Raw genomic sequence first — 20,373 nt, 5'->3', positions numbered from 1 at the left:
TAAATTAACTCTATCTAAAACAATAAATTGCTAAGGTGTATCTATGATATCCTCTTGTATATTTACATCACAACTAAAAAGCCAATTAATTTCATTAGTTGGTGCTGGCGGTAAAACATCTACAGCGTTTTATTTAGCTAATGAGTTTAAAAAGCAAGGTCACAAAGTATTAATTACCACCACCACAAAAATGTACTTGCCTAATAATGAATATATCGACCATATAATTTCAGCAGATACCGATATAAATAATAATGCTCTAAAGCAACAAGACGAGTTAACACAATTCACTCAACTATTCAGCACTAACATCAATATAACGCCTGCCAGTATAACCTTTGCTTACCAAGCCTGTATTGCAGGGAGCCAGCCCACCAAAGTGCAAGGGCTGAGCCCACAAATGCTTAATCGCATTAAACAAAGCCAGCTGTTTTCAATCATCATCGTTGAGGCTGATGGCGCCCATTGTTTACCGCTAAAATGCCCTGCTGATAATGAACCCTGTCTACCCTCTCAAACTGATACTGTCATTGGTATCTGCAGCACTGAATTATTCCAACTTGTTATCAATCCAAACAAAATTCATCGCTGGCCCCGTTTTGCTGAGGTCACCCGCTGCACTGATGGCGAACTTTTAACCATTTCCATATTGCAAAGATTGGTGACTGACTCACAAGGATTATTTAAATCAGCGCCAGCTCACGCTACGCGAATTTGGCTACTCAATAAGACAGATATTTGCCCAGATATTGCATTACTCAAACAACAAGTAAGCCAACTCTCTTTAGCAAAACTAGGGCTGACTGAAATTTGGTTAAGCCAATTACTGGATCAGCCACCGCGTTGCCATATCACAGTCAATAAGTGAATAGGCAACCCGTTTTTCGATTTTAAGTTCAAAACCGATTTTGAGTAAGGATGATAAAATGAGTATTTTTGAACAAGCTGCTGCCTTAGAACAACAAAACATTGCCTTTGCTATCGCCAGCATTATTGAAACTAAAGGCTCATCACCACGTCACAGCGGTAAAATGCTGGTTAAAGGCGACGGCAATATTATCGGCACCATTGGTGGCGGCATGATTGAACGCTACGTCATTGAACAAAGTTTAGAGGCGATTAACGAAGGCTCGCCACGCACAGTATCAGCCGTATGGCTCGAACAGGTAAAGATGCCATGGGCATGGATTGTGGCGGCGCCATGAAAATCTTTATCGACGTGTTTTGTTTAAAACCGCAGCTGATTTTAATTGGTGCAGGTCATGTTAACCGCGCAGTCGCATTTTGCGCTCATACCTTAGGCTTTGCCATCACTGTGGCAGACAGTTATTTAGAAAGCTTACAGCCAGAGCACTTCCCCGCGCATAGCCAATTAGTTCACGGCGACAACATTGAAGCCGCAATTGCCAAGCTCAATATCACCCCAAATAGTTTTGTGATTATTGCCACCAACAACCAAGACCAACAAGCGGTTGAACAGATCATTAATCAGCCATGCCAATATCTTGGGTTAATGGCAAGTCGCCGTAAACGCCAAGTGATTTACGATTATCTGCGCGAACTAAGCGTCACAGAGGACACCATCACGGCGATACACTCACCTATCGGTTTTAACATCGGCGCAGAAACACCTGAAGAAATTGCCATCAGCATTATGGCCGAAGTGCTTAAAGTTAAACACGACAGCAGCGGCTTGCAGATGAAAGATGAAATGCCACATCAAAAGCAGCAAAAACTGGTACTGATCCGCGGTGCAGGTGATATTGCAACAGGCGTTGCCATTCGTCTACACAATGCTAACTACAAAGTCGTCATGACAGATATTGAGCAACCGACTCATATTCGCCGCAGTGTGGCGTTCGCACAGGCCTTATATGATCAAAAAGTGACGATTGAAGGCGTGAGTGCGCAGCAAGTGCATAATCTAAAAGATATCGTATCAGTATTGGCTCAAGGTGATATCCCCGTGATTGCTGATGAGCAAGCTGCCATTATCGAGCAGTTACAACCGCTTTATGTGGTTGATGCTATTTTAGCTAAACGCAATATGGGTACCCATATGCAAATGGCACCGTTTACCGTTGCGCTAGGCCCTGGTTTTAGTGCCGGTGACGACTGCCATGTAGTCATTGAAACCAATCGCGGTCACCATTTAGGTCGTTTAATTTATCAAGGCGCAGCTCAAACAAATACTGGCGAGCCCGGTAGCATTGCCGGTTTTACTTATCAGCGCGTGATCCGCGCGCCCAATGCGGGCACCATGAAAACCAAAGTCGCGTTAGGCGCTATTGTTAACGAAGGCGATATTGTCGCTTATGTGGATGAGACGCCAATCACCGCACCACTATCAGGCATGGTACGTGGCCTACTTAACGATGGCTTACCTGTCTCGGCTGGTTTTAAAATTGGCGATATTGACCCGCGCGGCGTAAAAGCTGACTTTAATAGTGTGTCAGACAAAGCCCGCGCCATCGCCGGTGGTGTATTAGAAGCATTAATGCACGCAGAAAAGTAAGTTAACCACTGAGTTATCAATAAAAAATGGCAGGATAAACCTGCCATTTTTTGTTTCTTAAATTAATGATTTAGTGCTTAATGCACCGCGTCATAATCGCTTGGTAACTCGACAAAAGGAGCTACTGAGCCGGGTTTACGGGTCGCCATATCTTCATATAAAGACCACTTCGCATGTGCCACTTGCTGCGCATGAGCCGTAAGCTCTTGTGCTATTTCAGGGTGATTACGCTGTAATACCTGATAACGGGTTTCGTTAGAGCGATACTCATTCAAACTGATACTAGGTCTTAATGTATCAAGTGAGAATGGGTTTTCGCCGACATCACGTAAATCAGGGTTATAACGGAACAATGGCCAGTGACCCGACTTAACCGCTAATTGCTGCTGATGTAAGCCCTCTTCCATATTGATGCCGTGGGCAATACAGTGACTATAAGCAATAATGATTGATGGTCCCTTATAGGCTTCCGCTTCACGCATCGCTAACAATACCTGCTGCGGATCCGCGCCCAATGCCACACGCGCCACATAAACATTATTATAAGCAATGGCTTGCATGGCTAAGTCTTTCTTAGTTGAACGCTTACCTGCGGTGGCAAACTTAGCCACAGCACCTAACGGAGTCGACTTAGACATCTGACCGCCAGTGTTGGAATACACTTCGGTATCCATCACTAATACGTTAACGTCTGCGCCGCTCGCCAGTACATGGTCAAGACCACTTGAACCAATGTCATAAGCCCAACCATCACCACCCACAATCCAGATTGAGCGGCGGATTAATTGGTCAGCAACTGATATCAAGTTCATAGCGGTCTCGCCACCAATCTGAGTTAATAACTGTTTTAACTGATCAACACGACCAATCTGTGCTTGAATACTGGTTTCTGTTAACTGCTCAGCATAAAGTAATTGATCCACTAATGGCGCAGGCAATTGGCTGCTCATTTGCACCAACAGTTGCTCTGCCATCTCATGCTGCTTAATTGCGGCTAAACGGAAACCAAAGCCAAACTCGGCATTATCTTCAAACAATGAGTTAGCCCAAGCAGGACCACGACCATCGGTATTTTTAGACCAAGGTGTGGTTGGCAAGTTACCCCCATAAATCGATGAACAACCCGTCGCATTAGCAATCATTAAGCGATCACCAAACAGTTGTGACATTAATTTAAGATAAGGTGTTTCACCACAACCGGCGCACGCTCCGGAGAACTCAAATAGCGGTTGCAAGAACTGCGCACCACGCACGTTAGAGAAATCAACGCGAGCACGTTCGTTGTAAGGAAGACTTTCAAAAAAGTCGAGATTACGCTTCTCTTGCTCAAGATAAGGCTCTTTAAGCGCCATATTAATCGCTTTACGCACAGGAGTTGTTGCAACATCCGCACCTGCACTTGCTTGACTAACCATGGCGCTCATATCCATTGGACAAGCATCAACACACAAGGTACAGCCAGTACAATCTTCAGCATAAACTTGTAAGGTATAACGCGTATCAGGGAAACCACGCGCAGTAATACCCGCCGACTTAAAGCCCTCTGGTGCGAGTGCTAATTTAGATTGATCGTAGAACTTAGCGCGTATTGCCGCATGCGGACATACCATGACGCAGTTACCACATTGAATACAATCTTTGGCTTCCCACACAGGGATTTTCTGCGCAATATTACGTTTTTCCCACTGGGTCGTCGCACTTGGATAAGTGCCATCAATGGGTAGCATAGAAACAGGGATTAAGTCGCCTTTCCCCGCCATCATTTGCGCAGTCACTTTTTGCACAAATTCTGGCGCTTTATCTGACACCACAGCTTTAATACATTCAGTCGCGGTCACTTGTGCGGGAATCGTCACTTGATACAGATGCGCCAAGGTATGATCAACCGCGGCAAAGTTTTTCTGCACCACTTTTGCACCTTTACGAGCATAGGTTTTCTCAATCGAATGCTTGATCTTAGCAATGGCTAACGCTTTATCCATCACGCCTGATAAAGCAAAGAAACAGGTCTGCATAATGGTATTAGTGCGACTACCCATGCCTGTTTCACGCGCCACTTTATAAGCATCAATCGCATATAACTGCATCTTGCGCTCAATTAAAGTGTGCTGCATGCGTGCAGGTAAACTGTCCCATACCTGCTCTAGCGGCGTTGCCGTATTAACTAAGAATATAGCCTTATCTGCCGCTTTAGCTAACATGTCAGTGGTATCGATAAAGGTCGATTGGTGACAAGCAATAAAGTTAGCTGACTGGATTAAATAGGGGCTATTAATTGGATGATGACCAAAACGTAAATGAGATTCGGTTTGAGAACCTGATTTTTTTGAGTCATACACAAAATAGCCTTGCGCATAATACTCAGGATCTTCACCAATAATCTTAATGGTGTTCTTGTTTGCACCTACCGTACCATCTGCACCTAAGCCGTAGAACATGGCACGCACCACATCGTGGGCTTCAATATCAAATGTTGGGTCATACTCTAAATGTGAATGACTCACATCATCAATAATCCCCAAAGTGAAATGATGCTTAGGCTTTTCCTGCGCCAGATTATCAAAACAAGCCTTCACCATCGCTGGGGTAAACTCTTTACTTGATAAACCATAACGACCCGCGACCAATTTTGGCATCTGCCTTAATTGATCTTGGTTATCAATTAAGGCGGTTAGCACATCTTGGAATAATGGGTCGGCATTGGCACCAGCCTCTTTACAACGATCTAAAATAACCAGTTTCTCCGTCGTTGCGGGTAACTCGGCCAAAAGATGCTGGGCTGATAGAGGGCGATATAAACGAACCTGTAATACACCGACTTTCTCACCTTGCGCTTGTAAATAGGCAACGGTCTCTTTAATGGTTTCAACCCCAGACCCCATAGCGATAATCACTCGCTTAGCATCTGGCGCGCCGTAATATTCCACTAACTTATACTGACGTCCAGTTAGCAGTGCCAATTTATCCATCTGTCGCTGCACAATAGCAGGAGTCGCGGCATAAAATGGATTAACGGTTTCACGACCTTGGAAGTACACATCAGGGTTTTGTGCGGTACCTCGAATAAATGGCGTATCAGGACTTAAACCGCGATCACGATGAGCACGGACTAGCTCATCACTAATCATCTCTCGAATTGCAGCATCGTCAATTAGACAAATTTTATTCACTTCATGCGAGGTTCTAAAACCATCAAAAAAGTGCATAAATGGAATACGCGCATTTAAAGTCGCCGCATGAGCGACCAATGCCATATCATGAGCTTCTTGCACAGAGGATGAGGCCAACATAGCAAAACCAGTGCTACGCGCCGCCATCACATCTTGATGATCACCAAAGATGGATAACCCTTGAGTGGCTAATGACCGCGCCGCCACATGAAATACTGCTGAGGTTAACTCACCAGCAATTTTATACATGTTTGGCAGCATCAACATCAATCCTTGTGATGCGGTAAATGTGGTGGTTAATGCTCCACTTTGCAGAGCACCATGCACAGTACCTGCAGCACCACCCTCACTTTGCATTTCAGCAATTAATGGTACATTACCCCAAATATTGCGAGTTTTTTCCGCCGACCATTGATCGGCTAATTCGGCCATTGTTGATGATGGCGTAATCGGGTAAATAGCACATACTTCGCTGACACGATAAGCAATATGCGCCGCCGCTTCATTACCGTCACAGGTATACATGGTCACGGTTTGCGGGTTGATTTCTGTCGCTGGCTTTTCAGAGCGACTATCAACTTGATAACTATCTTGATTTGACATGTTCGACTCCTACGCAGTCTCAATAGAGACCATCTCCAGCGCATGACAAGGGCATTGTGAAGCACAGGCTTCGCAGCCAGTACACTTGTCATAATCCACCTTATAACCTTGACCAGGGCCTAAGCGCGTAATCGCGCCCTGAGGACAAGCGCCATAACAACCATTACACTCAAAACAGTTACCGCATGAGTAGCAACGCATCGCTTCATAGTGAGCCTGCTCAGCCGTTAATCCCCCCACCACTTCATTAAATGAAGTCGCGCGTTCAACTAATGGAATTTCAGGTTGCGCGGATTGGTCGGCATCGGTCTTGTACCACAAATGCAATTTGTCGTACTTAATCAAAGGTTGTTTGCTGATTTTGCTGTAGTGTTGATTACGTAGGAAGGCATCAATATTGGCTGCGGCTTTTTTACCGTGACCAACTGCAATAGTGACTGTACGCTCGCTCGGCACCATATCACCACCCGCAAATAAACCACGGTAACCCGTCATCATTTGCTCGTTAACCATCACAGTGCCATCTTGTTGATACTCAACACCCGGTACATTTTGAGTTAACTTGGTATCAATATTTTGGCCAAGTGCCAGAATCAATGAGTCTGCTTCAATGGTTTCAAATTCGCCACTCGGCTGAGGTCGGCCTTGTTCGTTAATCACCATTTTTTCAAGAGTAAAAGCGCGATCATCAATACGGTTAATGGTTCGTAACCAATGGAAACTCACGCCCTCTTCTATCGCTTCTGCGCACTCAAAGTCATGGGCTGGCATATGTTCACGATCGCGGCGATAGACAACGCATACTTCACAACCCATACGCCTTGCGGTACGAGCCGCATCCATCGCGGTATTACCACCGCCATAAACCACCACTTTAGGGCCAAGAGTTGGCGCGGTACCTAATTCGATATCACGTAGATAAGTCACCGCATCACAAACTCTTTCAGGATGATCATTATCAATATCAACGCCACGGCCAACGTGGGCGCCAATGGCTAAAAATACCGCGTCAAATCCACCTTTCACTTTTTCAGCTAAGATGTCATCAACCGTGTAATTAAGCACAATTTTAATGCCCATTTGTTCAATACGGGCTATCTCTTGCTGCAAAATATCACGCGGTAAACGATAGGCTGGAATACCATAATTCATCATGCCGCCCGCTACTGGCGCCGCATCACGAATTTCGACATCATGGCCTTTTAGCTTTAAATGATAAGCCGTTGCTAAGCCACTTGGACCCGCACCAATAATCAAGATACGCTTGCCCGTTGGCATTGCTTCAAAACGGACTGGCCATTTTTGTTCAATCGCGCTGTCACCTAAGAAACGCTCAACGGCATGAATACTCACAGATTGGTCAACTTGACTACGATTACAGGCATTTTCACAAGGATGGTAACAAACACGGCCGTGGATGGCAGGAAGAGGATTGTTTTTAATGAGTTCTTGAAAGGCGGCTTCGTATTGCTCGGCTTGAGCCAGTGATAACCAGGCTTGAATATTACTGCCGGTCGGACAAGCATGATTACAAGGTGGCAAGGTATTACAATAAACGGGAACTTTCGATCTTACTGGCCCAGACCCCTTTTTAGCACGCAGATCTGGTGGCAGTGTCATATCAATATAAGAATGATTCATATAGATAACCTTAACGCAGAGATAAGTCACACTGAGTAATCAGTGTGACCCCAGCTTGTCTTCATAATTTGCGTTATTCTTTACTAAATAACACAATAAAACATGAAGTTAAGCTTATTTTATGATGATCTTTATTTCATCTGAGTTAGTTAGACACGCAAGTACCAGCTTGCTCCGCTAACACATCAACACCTTCTTCAAGGGCGCCGATATAGGCTCTGCCACCAAACAGTGCAAAGTCACTCACTGCTTCCACTTTCGGGCCCATTGAGCCTGCAGGGAATTGTGATTGATACTGTGCTAATTCAGTTGGTGTGGTTTGGTTTAAAGCACGCTGTGTCTCTTTGCCCCAATCTAAATAAACCGCATCTGCGTCGGTTAAAATTAATAATTTATCAGCCTGTAATTGCTTCGCTAATAGTGTTGCCGATAAATCTTTATCAATTACCCCTTCAACACCAACAAAACCTTGACCATCTTTACGAACAGGAATACCACCACCGCCACAACAGATCACAATATGCTCAGCAGCAAGTAGCTGTTCAATTGCGCCTTTATCAATAATATTTTGTGGCTTAGGAGATGGCACCACACGGCGCATATATTCGCCATCAGCCTTCATAATCCAGTTATTCGCTTCAGCAATCGTTGCGGCTTCTTGCTGATTATAAACCGGACCAACAAACTTTGATGGATCAAGCATACTTGGATCATTTGGATCCACTTCAACGCGGGTTAATAAGGTGGTTACTTGGGTGCTAGGAATAAGGTTTTGTAGCTCCTGAGCCAGCATATAACCGATCATGCCTTCACTCTCAGCGCCTAACACATCTAATGGATACGGTGCCACTTTGTCATAGGCTAAATTTTGCAGTGCTAACAAGCCCACTTGTGGACCATTACCATGCACAATTGCGACACGATATTGCTTAGTAATTTCAGCGATGCCTTGCGCAGCAATTTTTACATTAGCTAATTGATTAGTGATTGATGGCTCGTCGCCACGACGTAATAAGGCATTGCCACCTAGGGCGATAACAACTAAAGGTTTCATTTTCACTCCATTGACTCTACTTCAGTATGCTAAGTGTCATAGGTAAGGACGCTATGACCCCTATCACTGGATATTATTGGTATTGGTTGTCTCCACTTACGGGAGCTTGGAATTTCTTGCGGTAAATAAATTGGCCTTGACCCGCTTGCCCTTTGAATTTGCCATTTTCGGCGACGATACGACCACGGCTAATCGTGATGGCAGGCCAGCCAGTCACGGCAATATCTTCAAACGGACTGTAATCGGTATTGTCATGTAACAGATCATGACTAATGGTTTGTTTAAATTGCGGATCAAATAGGACTAAATCGGCATCACTGCCAATTTGTAAGCAGCCCTTTTGTGGATATAAACCAAATAGTTTTGCCGGCATAGTGCTAGTAAGTTCTACAAAACGTGATGGACTAATCCGACCTTGCATAACCCTTCTGAAAACAGTAATGGCATACGTGTTTCAACACCGGGAAGACCATTAGGGCAAGCTTTAAAATCATCCTTACCAAGCTGCTTTTGTTGCTGATAACTAAATGAACAATGGTCGGTTGCGACAGTATCAATGCTGCCATCAATCAAACCTTGCCATAACTTTGCTTGCTCAGCTTGCGGACGTAATGGTGGGCTAAGGGTAAATTTAAGCACATCCTCACGCTCATAACAGCTATCATCAAGCACTAGATATTGTGGGCAAGTCTCCGCCCAAACTTGTTGACCATTGTGTTGTGCTAAGCGCACATAATCTAACCCTAACCCATTAGATAAATGCACAATATACAGCGGCGCATCACCGGCTAATTTGGCTAAATTGATCATCCGTGCTATCGCTTCCGCTTCGCACTCTAACGGCCGACTGACACCAAGATAACGTGGCGATATTTGCCCTTTGGCCTCAAGTTGTTGGCGTATTTGTACAATGGCAGCATCATTTTCAGGATGAACCGTGGTTAAAGCCCCTACTTTTTTAAGTTCTGATACCGCTTGAAAAACTTCGCTATCATCCAACTTGTAGCCATAGGTGAGATACAACTTAAAGCTACTAATGCCCTCTTGCTCCACCATGGAACGCATTTCTGCCAAAATATCAGCATCAATATGTTGGATAACCCCATGGAAACTGTAATCAATCACAGCCCGAGATTGGGCATGTTGCTTATATTGTTCCAGCTGATAATGCAGATTACAGCCTTTAGGGCCAAAGCCCATATGGTCCACCACCATCGTAGTGCCACCGCAGGCTGCTGCACGGGTGCCGGTAAAGAAGTCATCAACGCTTTGAGCAATCCCGACATCGATATTAAAATGGGTATGCACATCAATACCGCCCGGCATTAACCACAAGCCTTTAGCATCAATCACTTTAATATTGGGCCAATCTGCAGCATCAATTTGGGTGTTAATTAATTCAATACGACCATCAAGGATCAGCATATCAGCGTCATATTGCTGGCGATCATCCACCAGCTTGGCATTTTTAATTAATAGATTTGCCTGTTCCATTGCTTCAACCTCTATCTGTCCACCCTGTTTTGGCCGTAATAAACTCGCCAATTTCATCAGTTCACACTTATATTCAAACGCCAATGCCATGATGAAATTTTTGATCTGATTGACACGCCCATCACGATTAAATGGAGCATCATTAACATGAAAAAAACTAGCCATAAGATCGTCCTAATCTGCGCCTTAACACAGCACGTTACTGATTGGGTTAATATTAAGGCTAGTCATTCATACCCACCTTTAAATGAGGCATTAAAGGTGGCAGAAAAAGCGGTAACACTAACGTTACCGCGTCAAGCAACTACTTTTTAAGTTGGTGTAAATACATTTGTGGGATCACTGCGTACATAGCCGCACATGTCACTAAATGATCTTTCCAAGTCTTCTCGTTAGGCGCGTGAGCTTCTGGCTCTTTACCAGGACCGAAACCGATAACAGGGATACCATAACGACCCATGATTGATACGCCGTTAGTTGAGAAAGTCCACTTGTCTACCGTTGGTTTCTTGTCGAATAGTAGTTCGTAAGAAGCTTCAAGCGTCTTAGTTGCCACATGCTCTTCGTCAATCACCCAAGTAGGGAAGTAACATTCAGTTGGATATACTAAACCTGTGTATGCTGGGCGGTTATATTCATACATAGAAACAACTGCATTTGCTTCTTGCACTGCTGGAAGTGCGCGGATCTCTTCTAGTGCACCTTCCCATGACTCGCCCCAAGTTAAACGACGGTCAATTGATACTGCGCAGCTATCAGCAACAGCACAACGGCTTGGTGAAGTGAAGAAAATTTCAGAAACAGTTAGCGTACCTTTACCTAAGAATTCATCATCCTTTAGGTTATGAGACAGACCTTCAAGTTGGTTTAAGATAGGACCCATTTTGAAGATAGCGTTGTCGCCACGCTCAGGAGCAGAACCATGACAGCTCACGCCTGCAACATCGATACGGATTTCCATACGACCACGTTGACCGCGGTAAATTTGGCAATCTGTTGGCTCAGTAGAAACAACAAACTCAGGACGGATTTTGCTTTCTTCGATGATGTACTGCCAGCATAGACCATCACAGTCTTCTTCCTGCACAGTACCCGTCACTAATAGTGTGTACTCATCTTCTAGACCAAGATCTTTAATGATCTTGCCCGCGTAAACCATAGACGCCATACCGCCTTCTTGGTCTGATGCACCACGCCGCCGATGATTTCATCATCTTCCATGCCTAGATATGGGTCAAAAGTCCAGTTGTCCATGTTACCCACACCAACAGTATCGATGTGCGCATCCATTGCGATTAAATGAGGACCGTGACCAATCCAACCTAACACGTTACCCATTGGATCGATTTCAACTTTATCAAACCCTACTTTTTCCATCTCTTCTTTAATACGCAAGACGACTTTTTCTTCATCACAACTCTCACTTGGAATTGCAATCATATCGCGTAGGAAGCGAGTCATATCAGCTTTGTATTCTTGAGCTTTTGCAAGTACGTCATTAAAAGGAATAGCCATTATCTTTCTCCAATAAGCGGTTGGGGGTCATCACAACCGAAAATCCATTTCATTATTTTTTGAGCGCAGACCACTTAGATGACTTGGTAAATCTACACTTTGACCAATCGGTAAAACTTACGCTGTTGTTGGGTGTTTGCCTTCCCATAACACTTCTTGATAGTGCACGGGGTCGGTATCACCTTCGGTATTAATCACTAACACCACTGAGTCTTTATTTAGCCCCAATTTGGCCATTAATTCAGCGCGTTGTGGATGATGATAAATAGCAGCTAATAGACCAACACCCACGGCACCAGACTCACCCGAAATCACTTTAGGATCGTTTTTAAGTGGGTTAGCCAACACTCGCATACCTAATGCAGCAACACTGTCTTGGCATGAGATAAATTGGGTAGCACAGTCACGTAGTACAGGCCAACCCAATGGATTAGGCTCACCACATGCAAGACCAACCATGATGGTTGCCATATCGCCGTCAACATTGACCATATGACCATCAGCACTAATACCAGAACGGTAAATACAATCAGCTAATTCAGGCTCTAAAATGGCACTGTGTAAGTTATTTGCGCCATACACATTAGTGAAGTAACCCAACACGCCGCCAGCCATCGCACCAACACCTGCTTGTAAAAATAGGTGAGTTGGCTTCACGTTCATCGCTTGCATCTGCTCAACCGCTTCAACACCTAGCGTGGTATAACCTTGCATAATCCAAGTCGGGATCTGCTCATAGTCTTCCCAAGCTGTGTCCTGTACGACTTTCCAACCATTTTCAGCCGCAGTCTTGATTGCTAAGCGCACAGCATCGTCATAGTTAAGGTCGGTCACAATACATTCAGCGCCTAATGCACGAATATTTTCTACCCGCTCTGCTGCTGCACCTTTTGGCATATACACGACAGCGTGTTGGCCTAATTGATTGGCAGCCCACGCAATACCACGACCGTGATTACCATCTGTTGCGGTAGCAAATGTCATCGGTTGTTTGATATCTTTTTTAAGCGTTTCAAAATTAAATTCATTAATATCAAGTTGATATTCTTCACATAACAAACGCGCCACCGCATATGCGCCGCCAAGCATTTTGAACGCGTTTAAATCGAATCGATATGACTCGTCTTTGACCAGTATTTTACTGATGCCAAAATGCGCTGCTAAATGATCCAGTGATTGCAGTGGGGTTGCTTGATAACCAGCAATTTTGGCATGAAAAGCATGTGCTTTTTGTGCTTCTTCAACACTAAATAGTGGAGACTGCTGACCGGTAAAATGATGGTTATTTGCAATATCCATCTTTAAAGAGAATGTAGACACAATAAACCCCTTTAAACGAAGAGAAGGTGACGAGAGAACAGCCTTCTCTCGTCGATTACTGGCTAATTAAAACCATGGTGATAGGCTTATTTAACGCGCTTATCGTAGTCGTTTAATAACTGCTGTAGCACTAAACCTGGGTTCTGGTACTTACGGTTAAGAATCATTGAAGCGATGATATATGGCTTCCAGCTTGCTTCTTTGTAAGTCGCGATGCGGTACTTATCAAATACGCCTTCAGTCACTTCACCTTCTTTACATGAAACACCTGTAATGTCAGCAGGTAGACAATGCATATATAATGCTTCGCCTTCTTTCGTTAACTGCATCATCTCTTCAGTACAATGCCAGTCTTTATGCTGTGCGTTTTGTGCTAAACACTCTTTCTCAAGGGCTTTTAAGCGTCGTGATCGTTGGCGCGAAGTAACTCAGTACGACGCTCCATCACTTGATAAGGAGCCCAAGATTTTGGATAAACAATATCCGCACCTTCAAAAGCTTCTGCCATAGAGTTTACTTGAGTGAAGCTTCCGCCTGACTCAGCAGCGTTAATGCGCGCTTGCTCTACAACTTCAGGGATTAAGTCATAGCCTTCTGGATGAGCAAGAGTGACATCCATACCAAAGCGAGTCATCAAGCCGATAATGCCTTGTGGTACTGATAATGGTTTGCCATAGCTTGGAGAATAAGCCCAAGTCATCGCAATCTTCTTGCCTTTTAGTTGATCTAAGCTACCAAAATGCTCTTCTAACCATGCAAGGTCAGCCATAGACTGAGTTGGGTGGTCGATATCACACTGAAGGTTAATTAGTGCAGGACGGTGTGGTAAAACACCTTCTTTAACGCCTTCATCTAATGCTTCACCCACTTCACGCATGTAAGCATTACCAGCACCTAAGTACATGTCGTCACGAATACCAATTGCATCAGCGCAGAATGAAATCATGTTAGCGGTTTCACGTACGGTTTCGCCGTGAGCAATTTGTGATTTGCCTTCGTCTAGATCTTGTTGAGCAAGACCTAACATGTTGATAGCAGAAGCATATGAGAAACGTGTACGGGTTGAATTATCTCGGAACAAAGAGATACCTAAACCATTGTTAAATACATTCGTTGCAATATTTTCATTACGCATCTGTTTTAATGCTGCAGCGGTTTTCAACACTCTTTCTAACTCTTCAGGTGTTTGTTCCCACGTTAATAGAAAATCCTTATCATGCAACTCAGATTTTAAACCATTAATTTCCTCAATCAGTGTATTGATATTTTTCATCTTTTGTCCCTAATTCATTATCGTATTTAATAAGATGGAATGTTGTGAAGTGCTTGCGAACATAACAAGCGTCTGACTTAGGTAATTCACATTCTGTGCCAATTACACTAATGACCGAGAAAGTTTTTTATATTGTTTAATAACAATGAGTTACACAGAGCGTCAAGAAATAAAAATTCAGCCAATAAAATAATTATCAGGTGTTATCAATTAACAAAACCAATTTGATAGCCAGTTATTTTGAATTTATCATTCTGATATCATCATTGTGTTTTATTAATTTAATTAGTTATTAACTAAATCAAAAAATTGATATTTATATTAATTTTATAATTAATTAGATCGTGATCACTTTTTATTTTCAACTAATAAAAAAAGGAGCATTAGCTCCTTTTTATTTATTGCTTGTTTCTATTGAAGATTATATTTTTTTATTTTCCGATAAAGTGTCGCAATACCAATACCAAGCTCTTTTGCGACTAGATTACGATTACCTAAACGGTTTAAACTCTCTTCAATTCGAATTAATTCCATTTGCTCTAAACTCATATTATTACTGTCAGCAATAATTCGAGTCGCAGGCTCACTGGTTAATTTAACCTGAGAAAAGTAAGGTGGTAATAAATCCTCATCAATGGAATCGCCCTCAGGCACAATATTAACCAGGTATTCAATTAAGTTACTTAACTCTCGAATATTACCCGGCCAATGGTAAGCATTAAGCAAGGCTAATACTGAGCTTGAAAGCTCAGGGCTATTAACGCCAATGCGATGCGCGTGCAGATTGATAAAATGTTTAATAAAGCGTTCAACATCCCCAGTACGTTCACGCAGTGCAGGCAAGTGAATTGGAATAACATTCAAACGGTAATAGAGATCTTCTCTGAATTCGCCATTGGCAATTAACTCAGAAAAATTACGGTTGGTGGCAGAAATCACCCGAATATCAACATAAGTAGATTGACTCGAACCGACAGCCATCACTTTGCGCTCTTCCAATACCCGTAATAATTTAGCTTGTAGTTTCATTGACATATCGCCAATTTCATCTAGAAACAAGGTACCTTTGTTAGCGGTTTGAATTAAGCCCTTATGACCTTTAGTTGAAGCGCCAGTAAAAGCCCCTTTTTCGTAACCAAACAGCTCACTTTCAAGTAGTTGCTCTGGAATAGCGGCACAGTTAATCGCCACAAAAGGATGATCTTTACGGTCGCTTAAATCATGAATAGCGTGGGCAATGACATCTTTACCTGTACCACTTTCACCACTAATTAATACACTGGAAGGACTATTAGAAATCCGCGTCAGCAATAACTTAATTTGCTGCATCTTGGCACTATCACCAATAATTTTATTGAGTAAGGTCTGGCTGTTATCGCCTACTTCACAGCAACTTGATTGGTAAAATGCCATTAAAAACAGTTGATGACCATTGATCTGGTAGAATTGACCATTCAATAGTTTTTGCTCTGTACCAAACGTCAGAATATGTTGCTGATGACCACTCGGTTGTGGCACTCGCTTAAGCACGATCGGTTTTATATCTATAATTGAATTAGTTAATTCACTAGCATCTAAATTCAGATGAGTTAATGCAGGTAAATTACCAAATCGAACCCGATTTGCATTATCAAGCACTAAGACGCCTTGATCCATGTTTTCTATTAAGCTTTTTAAAACCCCATCGATCTCTGATTTAACGGTTTTACTATCCAATATTTTTGCCACAAAAATTTGAGAAATATGGTGAATATACTCAGAAAACATAGCGACATGATTTTTAATACGAGCCCGAGAATCTAATGTGAATGCAACGATACTTATGACGCCAATACAGCGCTCATCGAGCATAATAGGTACGCCTAAAAATGCCGTCTCTTGACAGTTATCTCTAAAATTACAGCCCAAACAAATGGGATCTTGCTGAGCATTAATAATCACTTTTTCTGTTTTAGTTTGTAAGATATGACTAAAAATACCATTACCAGAAAGCGGTTTTTCACCTAAACAGTTGCGATAAGGTCCAGTACCTGCAACTCTCACTAAATTGTCATCAATAACTTCAGCATCCAACTGCAGAACAGATGCCAACATATGAGTGAATCTGACAATCATAGGTTGCAGTTTCATTAGTTCTGAACTTTGAGAATTACTCAGCATACAAGGTTCCATCTCCATATGTTCATATCACTTATTTATCGATTTATAATTATGTTGTTATCAACATCCTTATAATCAATCCAAGATAATCAACTTTATAGTTATACCGTAAAAGCACTATTATTTATTGTGTTGATATTCACGCTTTCTAAAAATAATACTAAAAATAATAAATGACAGTTATTTAATGTAATTAACTCTCATTTACAAGTTGATATATAACCAAGCATTAATATATAAATAGAACCTAAGTATTATTATTTAGCACTTATTTAATACTCTTGAATATAAGCAAATTAGATAATATAAATAAAAATATCAGCATCAATAACCAAATAAATTTCAGTATGACGATAAGTCATTTTGACGTTATAATAATTACTGTAGGTGGTTGAATTGTAAACAATTAAATTTATAAGAAAATATTAAAAACAACCTACGATTAAACAATAATAATAACTCGGACGTACAGCATAATGCGATTTATCAAAGATTTACTCAGTAACTGTAAAGAAACATTCGAAGACGATAAACCTGCTTTCTGGTTGATGCTTGTATGTGGCATACTCGGTATTGCGCTAATTATATTTGCACTATACATCACAAACTACGTCACTCAAGCAATAAGCCTATCAATGCAAATCGATAACTTTTACGCTCAAGCAGGCATTTTCTGCGGTATTTTGGCGATACTTGCAGTGCTCCCTAATTTTATTAACAAGTATCAATTCCCAATCTTCATCTTGATCAGCATATGTATCTTATTAGGTATTATTAAACCTTTTTAAACCGAGTTAAATAAAATCACTGATTTGCGCCAGCGATTTTTTATGCAGTGCATACTCTGGTACTGTCGCATTAGTCGCTGGAAATCCTGCAACAATCAACATATACGGGCGTTCATTGTCAGGATCTCTGTTACAAATTTTAGTCAAAAAGCTCATCGGTTTAGGGGTATGAGTTAATGTCCCTAACCCAGCATGATGCAAGGCTTGAATTAGAAATCCAGTGGCAATACCTACTGACTCATGCACGTAATAATTAGCCGTTTCATTATCCTGCATAATGCCGCCTTTCTTCTGACTAAAAACAGCAATTAACCACGGTGCATGCTCTAAATATGACTTATCGGCACTGGTACCTAACGGTTTTAAATCATTTAACCAAGTCTCTGCAGCTCGACCCGCATAAAATGCCTGCTCAATCGCTTCAGCTTCAATTCTGATCTGTTTTTTGATATCTGCTGAACTAATTGCCACAAAATGCCAAGGTTGATGATTGGCGCCACTCGGAGCACTGCCCGCCGCCAAAATACATTGCTCAATAACCGCTTGATCAACGGTGCGTTCACTGAACATTCGAATCGAATGGCGCCTTTGTAATTGTACTAAATTCTGCTGCGCTCGCATTAGCATTTGCTGTGGTGGGTATTCCACAAAATCCGTCAAAGCAACATGTTTTTCTATCATATAGCCCCTCACAAGTGTTATTAGTTTGTTTGAGAACACTAGTTGTAACGCTTACAAAAACGAGAATCAAATCGAAACGCTATATTAAATTGAATATATCTTGCTCACGAGTTATGGTTTTTAGCCCTAATTTTGCAAGCAAATCTCTTACATCTGACTTGCTCAACTAAACAGCATAAAGTGTAGTTTTCAGGCTGAAAACCATCTTTTCCGCTGCAATAATCATCCCGACATGAATTACAGCACTTTTCATCATATTGAATATAAACGATAAAAAAAATTTTGTTGAGATCGGTCACAAAAAATAGAATAATGCATAGTTGCAAAAATGTTAAATTACAATATAAACAAGAAAAATAAGAATAATTATGATTTTAAATAAACAATCGCAACTCAGGACGTCATTACTATTAATGCTCGTTGCTGTAATAAGTTATCTATTTATTAGTTCAACCGTTTACGTATTAGAAAAGCTTGACCAAATGGGATACAACTGGGCGACACCCGCCTTATTAGTGTTAATTGCCGTGATGATATTTGATCGACGCTTAAGCATGCCGATTATCACTTTAACCGTGGTATTGATGAGTCTCTGCTCTATCTTACGCTGGTTTATTTGATTTATTGATTTAGCCAATTAAGTTTCGCTTGATAGAGATCGATTTTATCCTGTTGCAAGGTGAAATCTAAGGCCTGCTGTAACGCCCTTTTAGCCAGATAACTATCACCTAGATAATATTCTACTTCTGCTAATTTCCAATACGCTTGATGAAAATATGAGTTTTGCTTAATAAATCTTTTAAGCATTTGTTTAGCGAGTAAATAATCTTCTCTTTCAATGGCATCCAATGCTTCAATATACAGATCAAAGCGACCTTCTCCATCCGCTTGACTCAACATGCCTTTAAGCTGATTAACTTTTTCCGTATCACCTCTATCAGTCGCTAACAAAATATAATTACTGATCAAATTGATACTGTCGTCAGATAACGAAATCCCATATTCATAAAAATCTGCGGCGGTATTCATATCTCCAGCACGTTTATGGGCAACAGCCATAATATTGATAAGTGGCAAAGAATGCTCATCAAGCTGTAATCCTTGTGTAGACAAAGCTACAGCTTGTGGGATGTTATTTGCGACCAATGCATCTGCTGCCAAATTACGATAAAACAAAGCAAGCATTTGTTTAGTATCGATATAACGTCCACGGCGCTGACGGTTATTAGGTAAGAAATCGATTTCAACTCGATCAACGCCAGGGAACAAATTAGAAGCAATATGTTGGTATTCGGGTGCGTTATACACAATGCTACTGACATGATTAGAAATAAGCGCAATATTGTTCTCAATCCCTAACAAAATAGGCTCGTTATAGATCATCTGAAAACGAATTTTGACATTTAACTGATGAGCCAAGCTGAGTGTCATTAATGCCATGCTCATGCAATTTCCTTGCATCTGTTGCAAAGCTTCAGTGGCATTATTGTTACGTTCAATATAGTTAAATCGTTGGCTTATAAACTTAATCACGCCTGATATTTGTAAAAATGCAGCTTGATCTTGTAACTCTAATTCGCGGATCACTTGCTGAATATATTTCTGTTGCTCATCAGATAAGGCAAATAATTCAGATGCAGGAGCTAATGACTGAGAGGGGAATAACTGTGAATTGATCTTAGGCTGCACAACCACATTTTCAGGCGTACTGCTGCAACCAATCAAACATAAAACGAGCAGGCATATCATCCCTATTTGCTTCATCTTATCTCTCCTCAAATTATTGGCAGCCACTATAAAAGTATATACCTAATTTGATATCGCATTAGCATTTGCTACTTAAATGCAATCAAATTGTTAAATCTAACTAATTTCAATTTGATCGAGAAAATAATCTTACGAGGAACCAGATCGTACCTGCGATCAAAACTATAAAGATGGCTGATCATATTTTTTTTTCTTCATAACTACCGCTTTATAAATGAACGTTTACGATCAGGCTTAAGTTAAGCAACCAAGAACACTCAAACATACAAATGAAATTCAATAACTTACAATGTTAAATTGCATGTTAATATTCAGTATACATTTAAACGATCTGAATTTTAGATCGCTACAGCATGATCGTGACAACAACGTTGCCTCTGTAAAACCTAAAT

General features: G+C 41.7%; 18 protein-coding genes. 5 read left to right on the top strand and 13 right to left on the bottom strand.

The window, feature by feature from the left end; all coding sequences use genetic code 11:
• Positions 1-43 precede the first annotated feature (43 nt).
• Genes yqeC through yqeB form a run of 3 tightly spaced genes read left to right on the top strand, consistent with a single transcriptional unit; the run spans position 44 to position 2,515 of the window.
• Positions 44-868 (top strand): selenium cofactor biosynthesis protein YqeC, encoded by an 825-nt coding sequence (gene yqeC / locus JCM15074_RS06860; RefSeq protein WP_025820543.1) that lies wholly within the window; start codon positions 44-46, stop codon positions 866-868.
• Between the two features lie 58 nt (positions 869-926).
• Entirely contained in the window at positions 927-1,205 is a 279-nt protein-coding gene (locus tag JCM15074_RS24850; RefSeq protein ID WP_234400180.1) for an XdhC family protein, read from the top strand.
• Positions 1,154-2,515: a selenium-dependent molybdenum cofactor biosynthesis protein YqeB gene (gene yqeB, locus JCM15074_RS21315; protein ID WP_234400179.1), complete on the top strand. Its 1,362-nt coding sequence runs from the start codon at positions 1,154-1,156 to the stop codon at positions 2,513-2,515. Before JCM15074_RS24850 ends, yqeB begins: the two co-directional genes overlap by 52 nt.
• A 77-nt stretch (positions 2,516-2,592) precedes the next feature.
• On the opposite strand, the gene nifJ is transcribed toward yqeB, so the two are convergent.
• The 11 genes from nifJ to JCM15074_RS06810 all read right to left on the bottom strand — a co-directional run bounded on the left by nifJ (position 2,593) and on the right by JCM15074_RS06810 (position 16,745).
• The gene (gene nifJ / locus JCM15074_RS06850; RefSeq protein ID WP_084266971.1) at positions 2,593-6,288 is read right to left on the bottom strand and encodes a pyruvate:ferredoxin (flavodoxin) oxidoreductase; all 3,696 of its coding nucleotides are present in this window, start codon (positions 6,286-6,288) and stop codon (positions 2,593-2,595) included.
• A 9-nt stretch (positions 6,289-6,297) separates the two neighbouring features.
• The gene (locus JCM15074_RS06845; protein ID WP_025820541.1) at positions 6,298-7,929 is read right to left on the bottom strand and encodes an NAD(P)-binding protein; all 1,632 of its coding nucleotides are present in this window, start codon (positions 7,927-7,929) and stop codon (positions 6,298-6,300) included.
• A gap of 145 nt (positions 7,930-8,074) precedes the next feature.
• On the bottom strand, positions 8,075-8,983 hold the full coding sequence (gene arcC, locus JCM15074_RS06840) for a carbamate kinase (protein ID WP_025820540.1): 909 nt from the start codon (positions 8,981-8,983) through the stop codon (positions 8,075-8,077).
• A 73-nt stretch (positions 8,984-9,056) separates the two neighbouring features.
• Positions 9,057-9,404 (bottom strand): amidohydrolase family protein, encoded by a 348-nt coding sequence (locus JCM15074_RS25395; protein ID WP_304621827.1) that lies wholly within the window; start codon positions 9,402-9,404, stop codon positions 9,057-9,059.
• The gene (hydA, locus tag JCM15074_RS21310) at positions 9,371-10,642 is read right to left on the bottom strand and encodes a dihydropyrimidinase (RefSeq protein WP_304621826.1); all 1,272 of its coding nucleotides are present in this window, start codon (positions 10,640-10,642) and stop codon (positions 9,371-9,373) included. Before hydA ends, JCM15074_RS25395 begins: the two co-directional genes overlap by 34 nt.
• 139 nt (positions 10,643-10,781) lie before the next feature.
• Entirely contained in the window at positions 10,782-11,645 is an 864-nt protein-coding gene (locus JCM15074_RS21305) for a YgeY family selenium metabolism-linked hydrolase (protein WP_234400178.1), read from the bottom strand.
• Positions 11,597-11,992 (bottom strand): hypothetical protein, encoded by a 396-nt coding sequence (locus tag JCM15074_RS24845; RefSeq protein WP_234400177.1) that lies wholly within the window; start codon positions 11,990-11,992, stop codon positions 11,597-11,599. Before JCM15074_RS24845 ends, JCM15074_RS21305 begins: the two co-directional genes overlap by 49 nt.
• A gap of 117 nt (positions 11,993-12,109) precedes the next feature.
• On the bottom strand, positions 12,110-13,312 hold the full coding sequence (gene dpaL, locus JCM15074_RS06820; RefSeq protein ID WP_025820539.1) for a diaminopropionate ammonia-lyase: 1,203 nt from the start codon (positions 13,310-13,312) through the stop codon (positions 12,110-12,112).
• An 86-nt stretch (positions 13,313-13,398) separates the two neighbouring features.
• The gene (locus JCM15074_RS25235; protein ID WP_267880174.1) at positions 13,399-13,644 is read right to left on the bottom strand and encodes a hypothetical protein; all 246 of its coding nucleotides are present in this window, start codon (positions 13,642-13,644) and stop codon (positions 13,399-13,401) included.
• Between the two features lie 65 nt (positions 13,645-13,709).
• Entirely contained in the window at positions 13,710-14,585 is an 876-nt protein-coding gene (ygeW, locus tag JCM15074_RS21300) for a knotted carbamoyltransferase YgeW (RefSeq protein WP_267880173.1), read from the bottom strand.
• Positions 14,586-14,996: 411 nt separating this feature from the next.
• Positions 14,997-16,745, bottom strand: a complete 1,749-nt coding sequence (locus JCM15074_RS06810; protein ID WP_025820538.1) for a sigma 54-interacting transcriptional regulator — start codon at positions 16,743-16,745, stop codon at positions 14,997-14,999.
• A 476-nt stretch (positions 16,746-17,221) separates the two neighbouring features.
• Between JCM15074_RS06810 and JCM15074_RS06805 the strand changes: the two genes are divergently transcribed.
• The gene (locus tag JCM15074_RS06805) at positions 17,222-17,533 is read left to right on the top strand and encodes a hypothetical protein (protein WP_025820537.1); all 312 of its coding nucleotides are present in this window, start codon (positions 17,222-17,224) and stop codon (positions 17,531-17,533) included.
• A 6-nt stretch (positions 17,534-17,539) separates the two neighbouring features.
• Here JCM15074_RS06805 and JCM15074_RS06800 read toward each other — a convergent pair whose 3' ends face one another.
• Positions 17,540-18,214 (bottom strand): nitroreductase family protein, encoded by a 675-nt coding sequence (locus JCM15074_RS06800; RefSeq protein WP_025820536.1) that lies wholly within the window; start codon positions 18,212-18,214, stop codon positions 17,540-17,542.
• 368 nt (positions 18,215-18,582) lie between these two features.
• On the opposite strand from JCM15074_RS06800, the gene JCM15074_RS06795 reads away from it, so the two are divergent.
• Entirely contained in the window at positions 18,583-18,834 is a 252-nt protein-coding gene (locus tag JCM15074_RS06795) for a hypothetical protein (RefSeq protein WP_025820535.1), read from the top strand.
• Position 18,835: 1 nt separating this feature from the next.
• On the opposite strand, the gene JCM15074_RS06790 is transcribed toward JCM15074_RS06795, so the two are convergent.
• Positions 18,836-19,978: a tetratricopeptide repeat protein gene (locus JCM15074_RS06790; protein ID WP_025820534.1), complete on the bottom strand. Its 1,143-nt coding sequence runs from the start codon at positions 19,976-19,978 to the stop codon at positions 18,836-18,838.
• Positions 19,979-20,373: the final 395 nt, after the last annotated feature.

It is taken from the genome of Shewanella marina JCM 15074, assembly GCF_000614975.1.
GTDB classification, from domain to species: Bacteria; Pseudomonadota; Gammaproteobacteria; order Enterobacterales; family Shewanellaceae; genus Shewanella; species Shewanella marina.
The sequence above is the reverse complement of the archived record's forward strand: the minus strand, read 5'-3'. Positions and strand labels throughout refer to the sequence as shown.

What these genes read in the sequence shown, in the direction of transcription:
- ygeW (WP_267880173.1), bottom strand. Translation starts at nt 14,585, where the DNA reads ATGAAAAATATCAATACACTGATTGAGGAAATTAATGGTTTAAAATCT.
- nifJ (WP_084266971.1), bottom strand. Translation starts at nt 6,288, where the DNA reads ATGTCAAATCAAGATAGTTATCAAGTTGATAGTCGCTCTGAAAAGCCA.
- JCM15074_RS24845 (WP_234400177.1), bottom strand. Translation starts at nt 11,992, where the DNA reads ATGGCTATTCCTTTTAATGACGTACTTGCAAAAGCTCAAGAATACAAA.
- JCM15074_RS06810 (WP_025820538.1), bottom strand. Translation starts at nt 16,745, where the DNA reads ATGCTGAGTAATTCTCAAAGTTCAGAACTAATGAAACTGCAACCTATG.
- JCM15074_RS24850 (WP_234400180.1), top strand. Translation starts at nt 927, where the DNA reads ATGAGTATTTTTGAACAAGCTGCTGCCTTAGAACAACAAAACATTGCC.
- JCM15074_RS25395 (WP_304621827.1), bottom strand. Translation starts at nt 9,404, where the DNA reads ATGCAAGGTCGGATTAGTCCATCACGTTTTGTAGAACTTACTAGCACT.
- hydA (WP_304621826.1), bottom strand. Translation starts at nt 10,642, where the DNA reads ATGGCTAGTTTTTTTCATGTTAATGATGCTCCATTTAATCGTGATGGG.
- arcC (WP_025820540.1), bottom strand. Translation starts at nt 8,983, where the DNA reads ATGAAACCTTTAGTTGTTATCGCCCTAGGTGGCAATGCCTTATTACGT.
- yqeC (WP_025820543.1), top strand. Translation starts at nt 44, where the DNA reads ATGATATCCTCTTGTATATTTACATCACAACTAAAAAGCCAATTAATT.
- JCM15074_RS06795 (WP_025820535.1), top strand. Translation starts at nt 18,583, where the DNA reads ATGATTTTAAATAAACAATCGCAACTCAGGACGTCATTACTATTAATG.
- JCM15074_RS25235 (WP_267880174.1), bottom strand. Translation starts at nt 13,644, where the DNA reads ATGATGCAGTTAACGAAAGAAGGCGAAGCATTATATATGCATTGTCTA.
- JCM15074_RS06800 (WP_025820536.1), bottom strand. Translation starts at nt 18,214, where the DNA reads ATGATAGAAAAACATGTTGCTTTGACGGATTTTGTGGAATACCCACCA.
- yqeB (WP_234400179.1), top strand. Translation starts at nt 1,154, where the DNA reads ATGGCTCGAACAGGTAAAGATGCCATGGGCATGGATTGTGGCGGCGCC.
- JCM15074_RS06805 (WP_025820537.1), top strand. Translation starts at nt 17,222, where the DNA reads ATGCGATTTATCAAAGATTTACTCAGTAACTGTAAAGAAACATTCGAA.
- JCM15074_RS21305 (WP_234400178.1), bottom strand. Translation starts at nt 11,645, where the DNA reads ATGGCGTCTATGGTTTACGCGGGCAAGATCATTAAAGATCTTGGTCTA.
- JCM15074_RS06845 (WP_025820541.1), bottom strand. Translation starts at nt 7,929, where the DNA reads ATGAATCATTCTTATATTGATATGACACTGCCACCAGATCTGCGTGCT.
- JCM15074_RS06790 (WP_025820534.1), bottom strand. Translation starts at nt 19,978, where the DNA reads ATGAAGCAAATAGGGATGATATGCCTGCTCGTTTTATGTTTGATTGGT.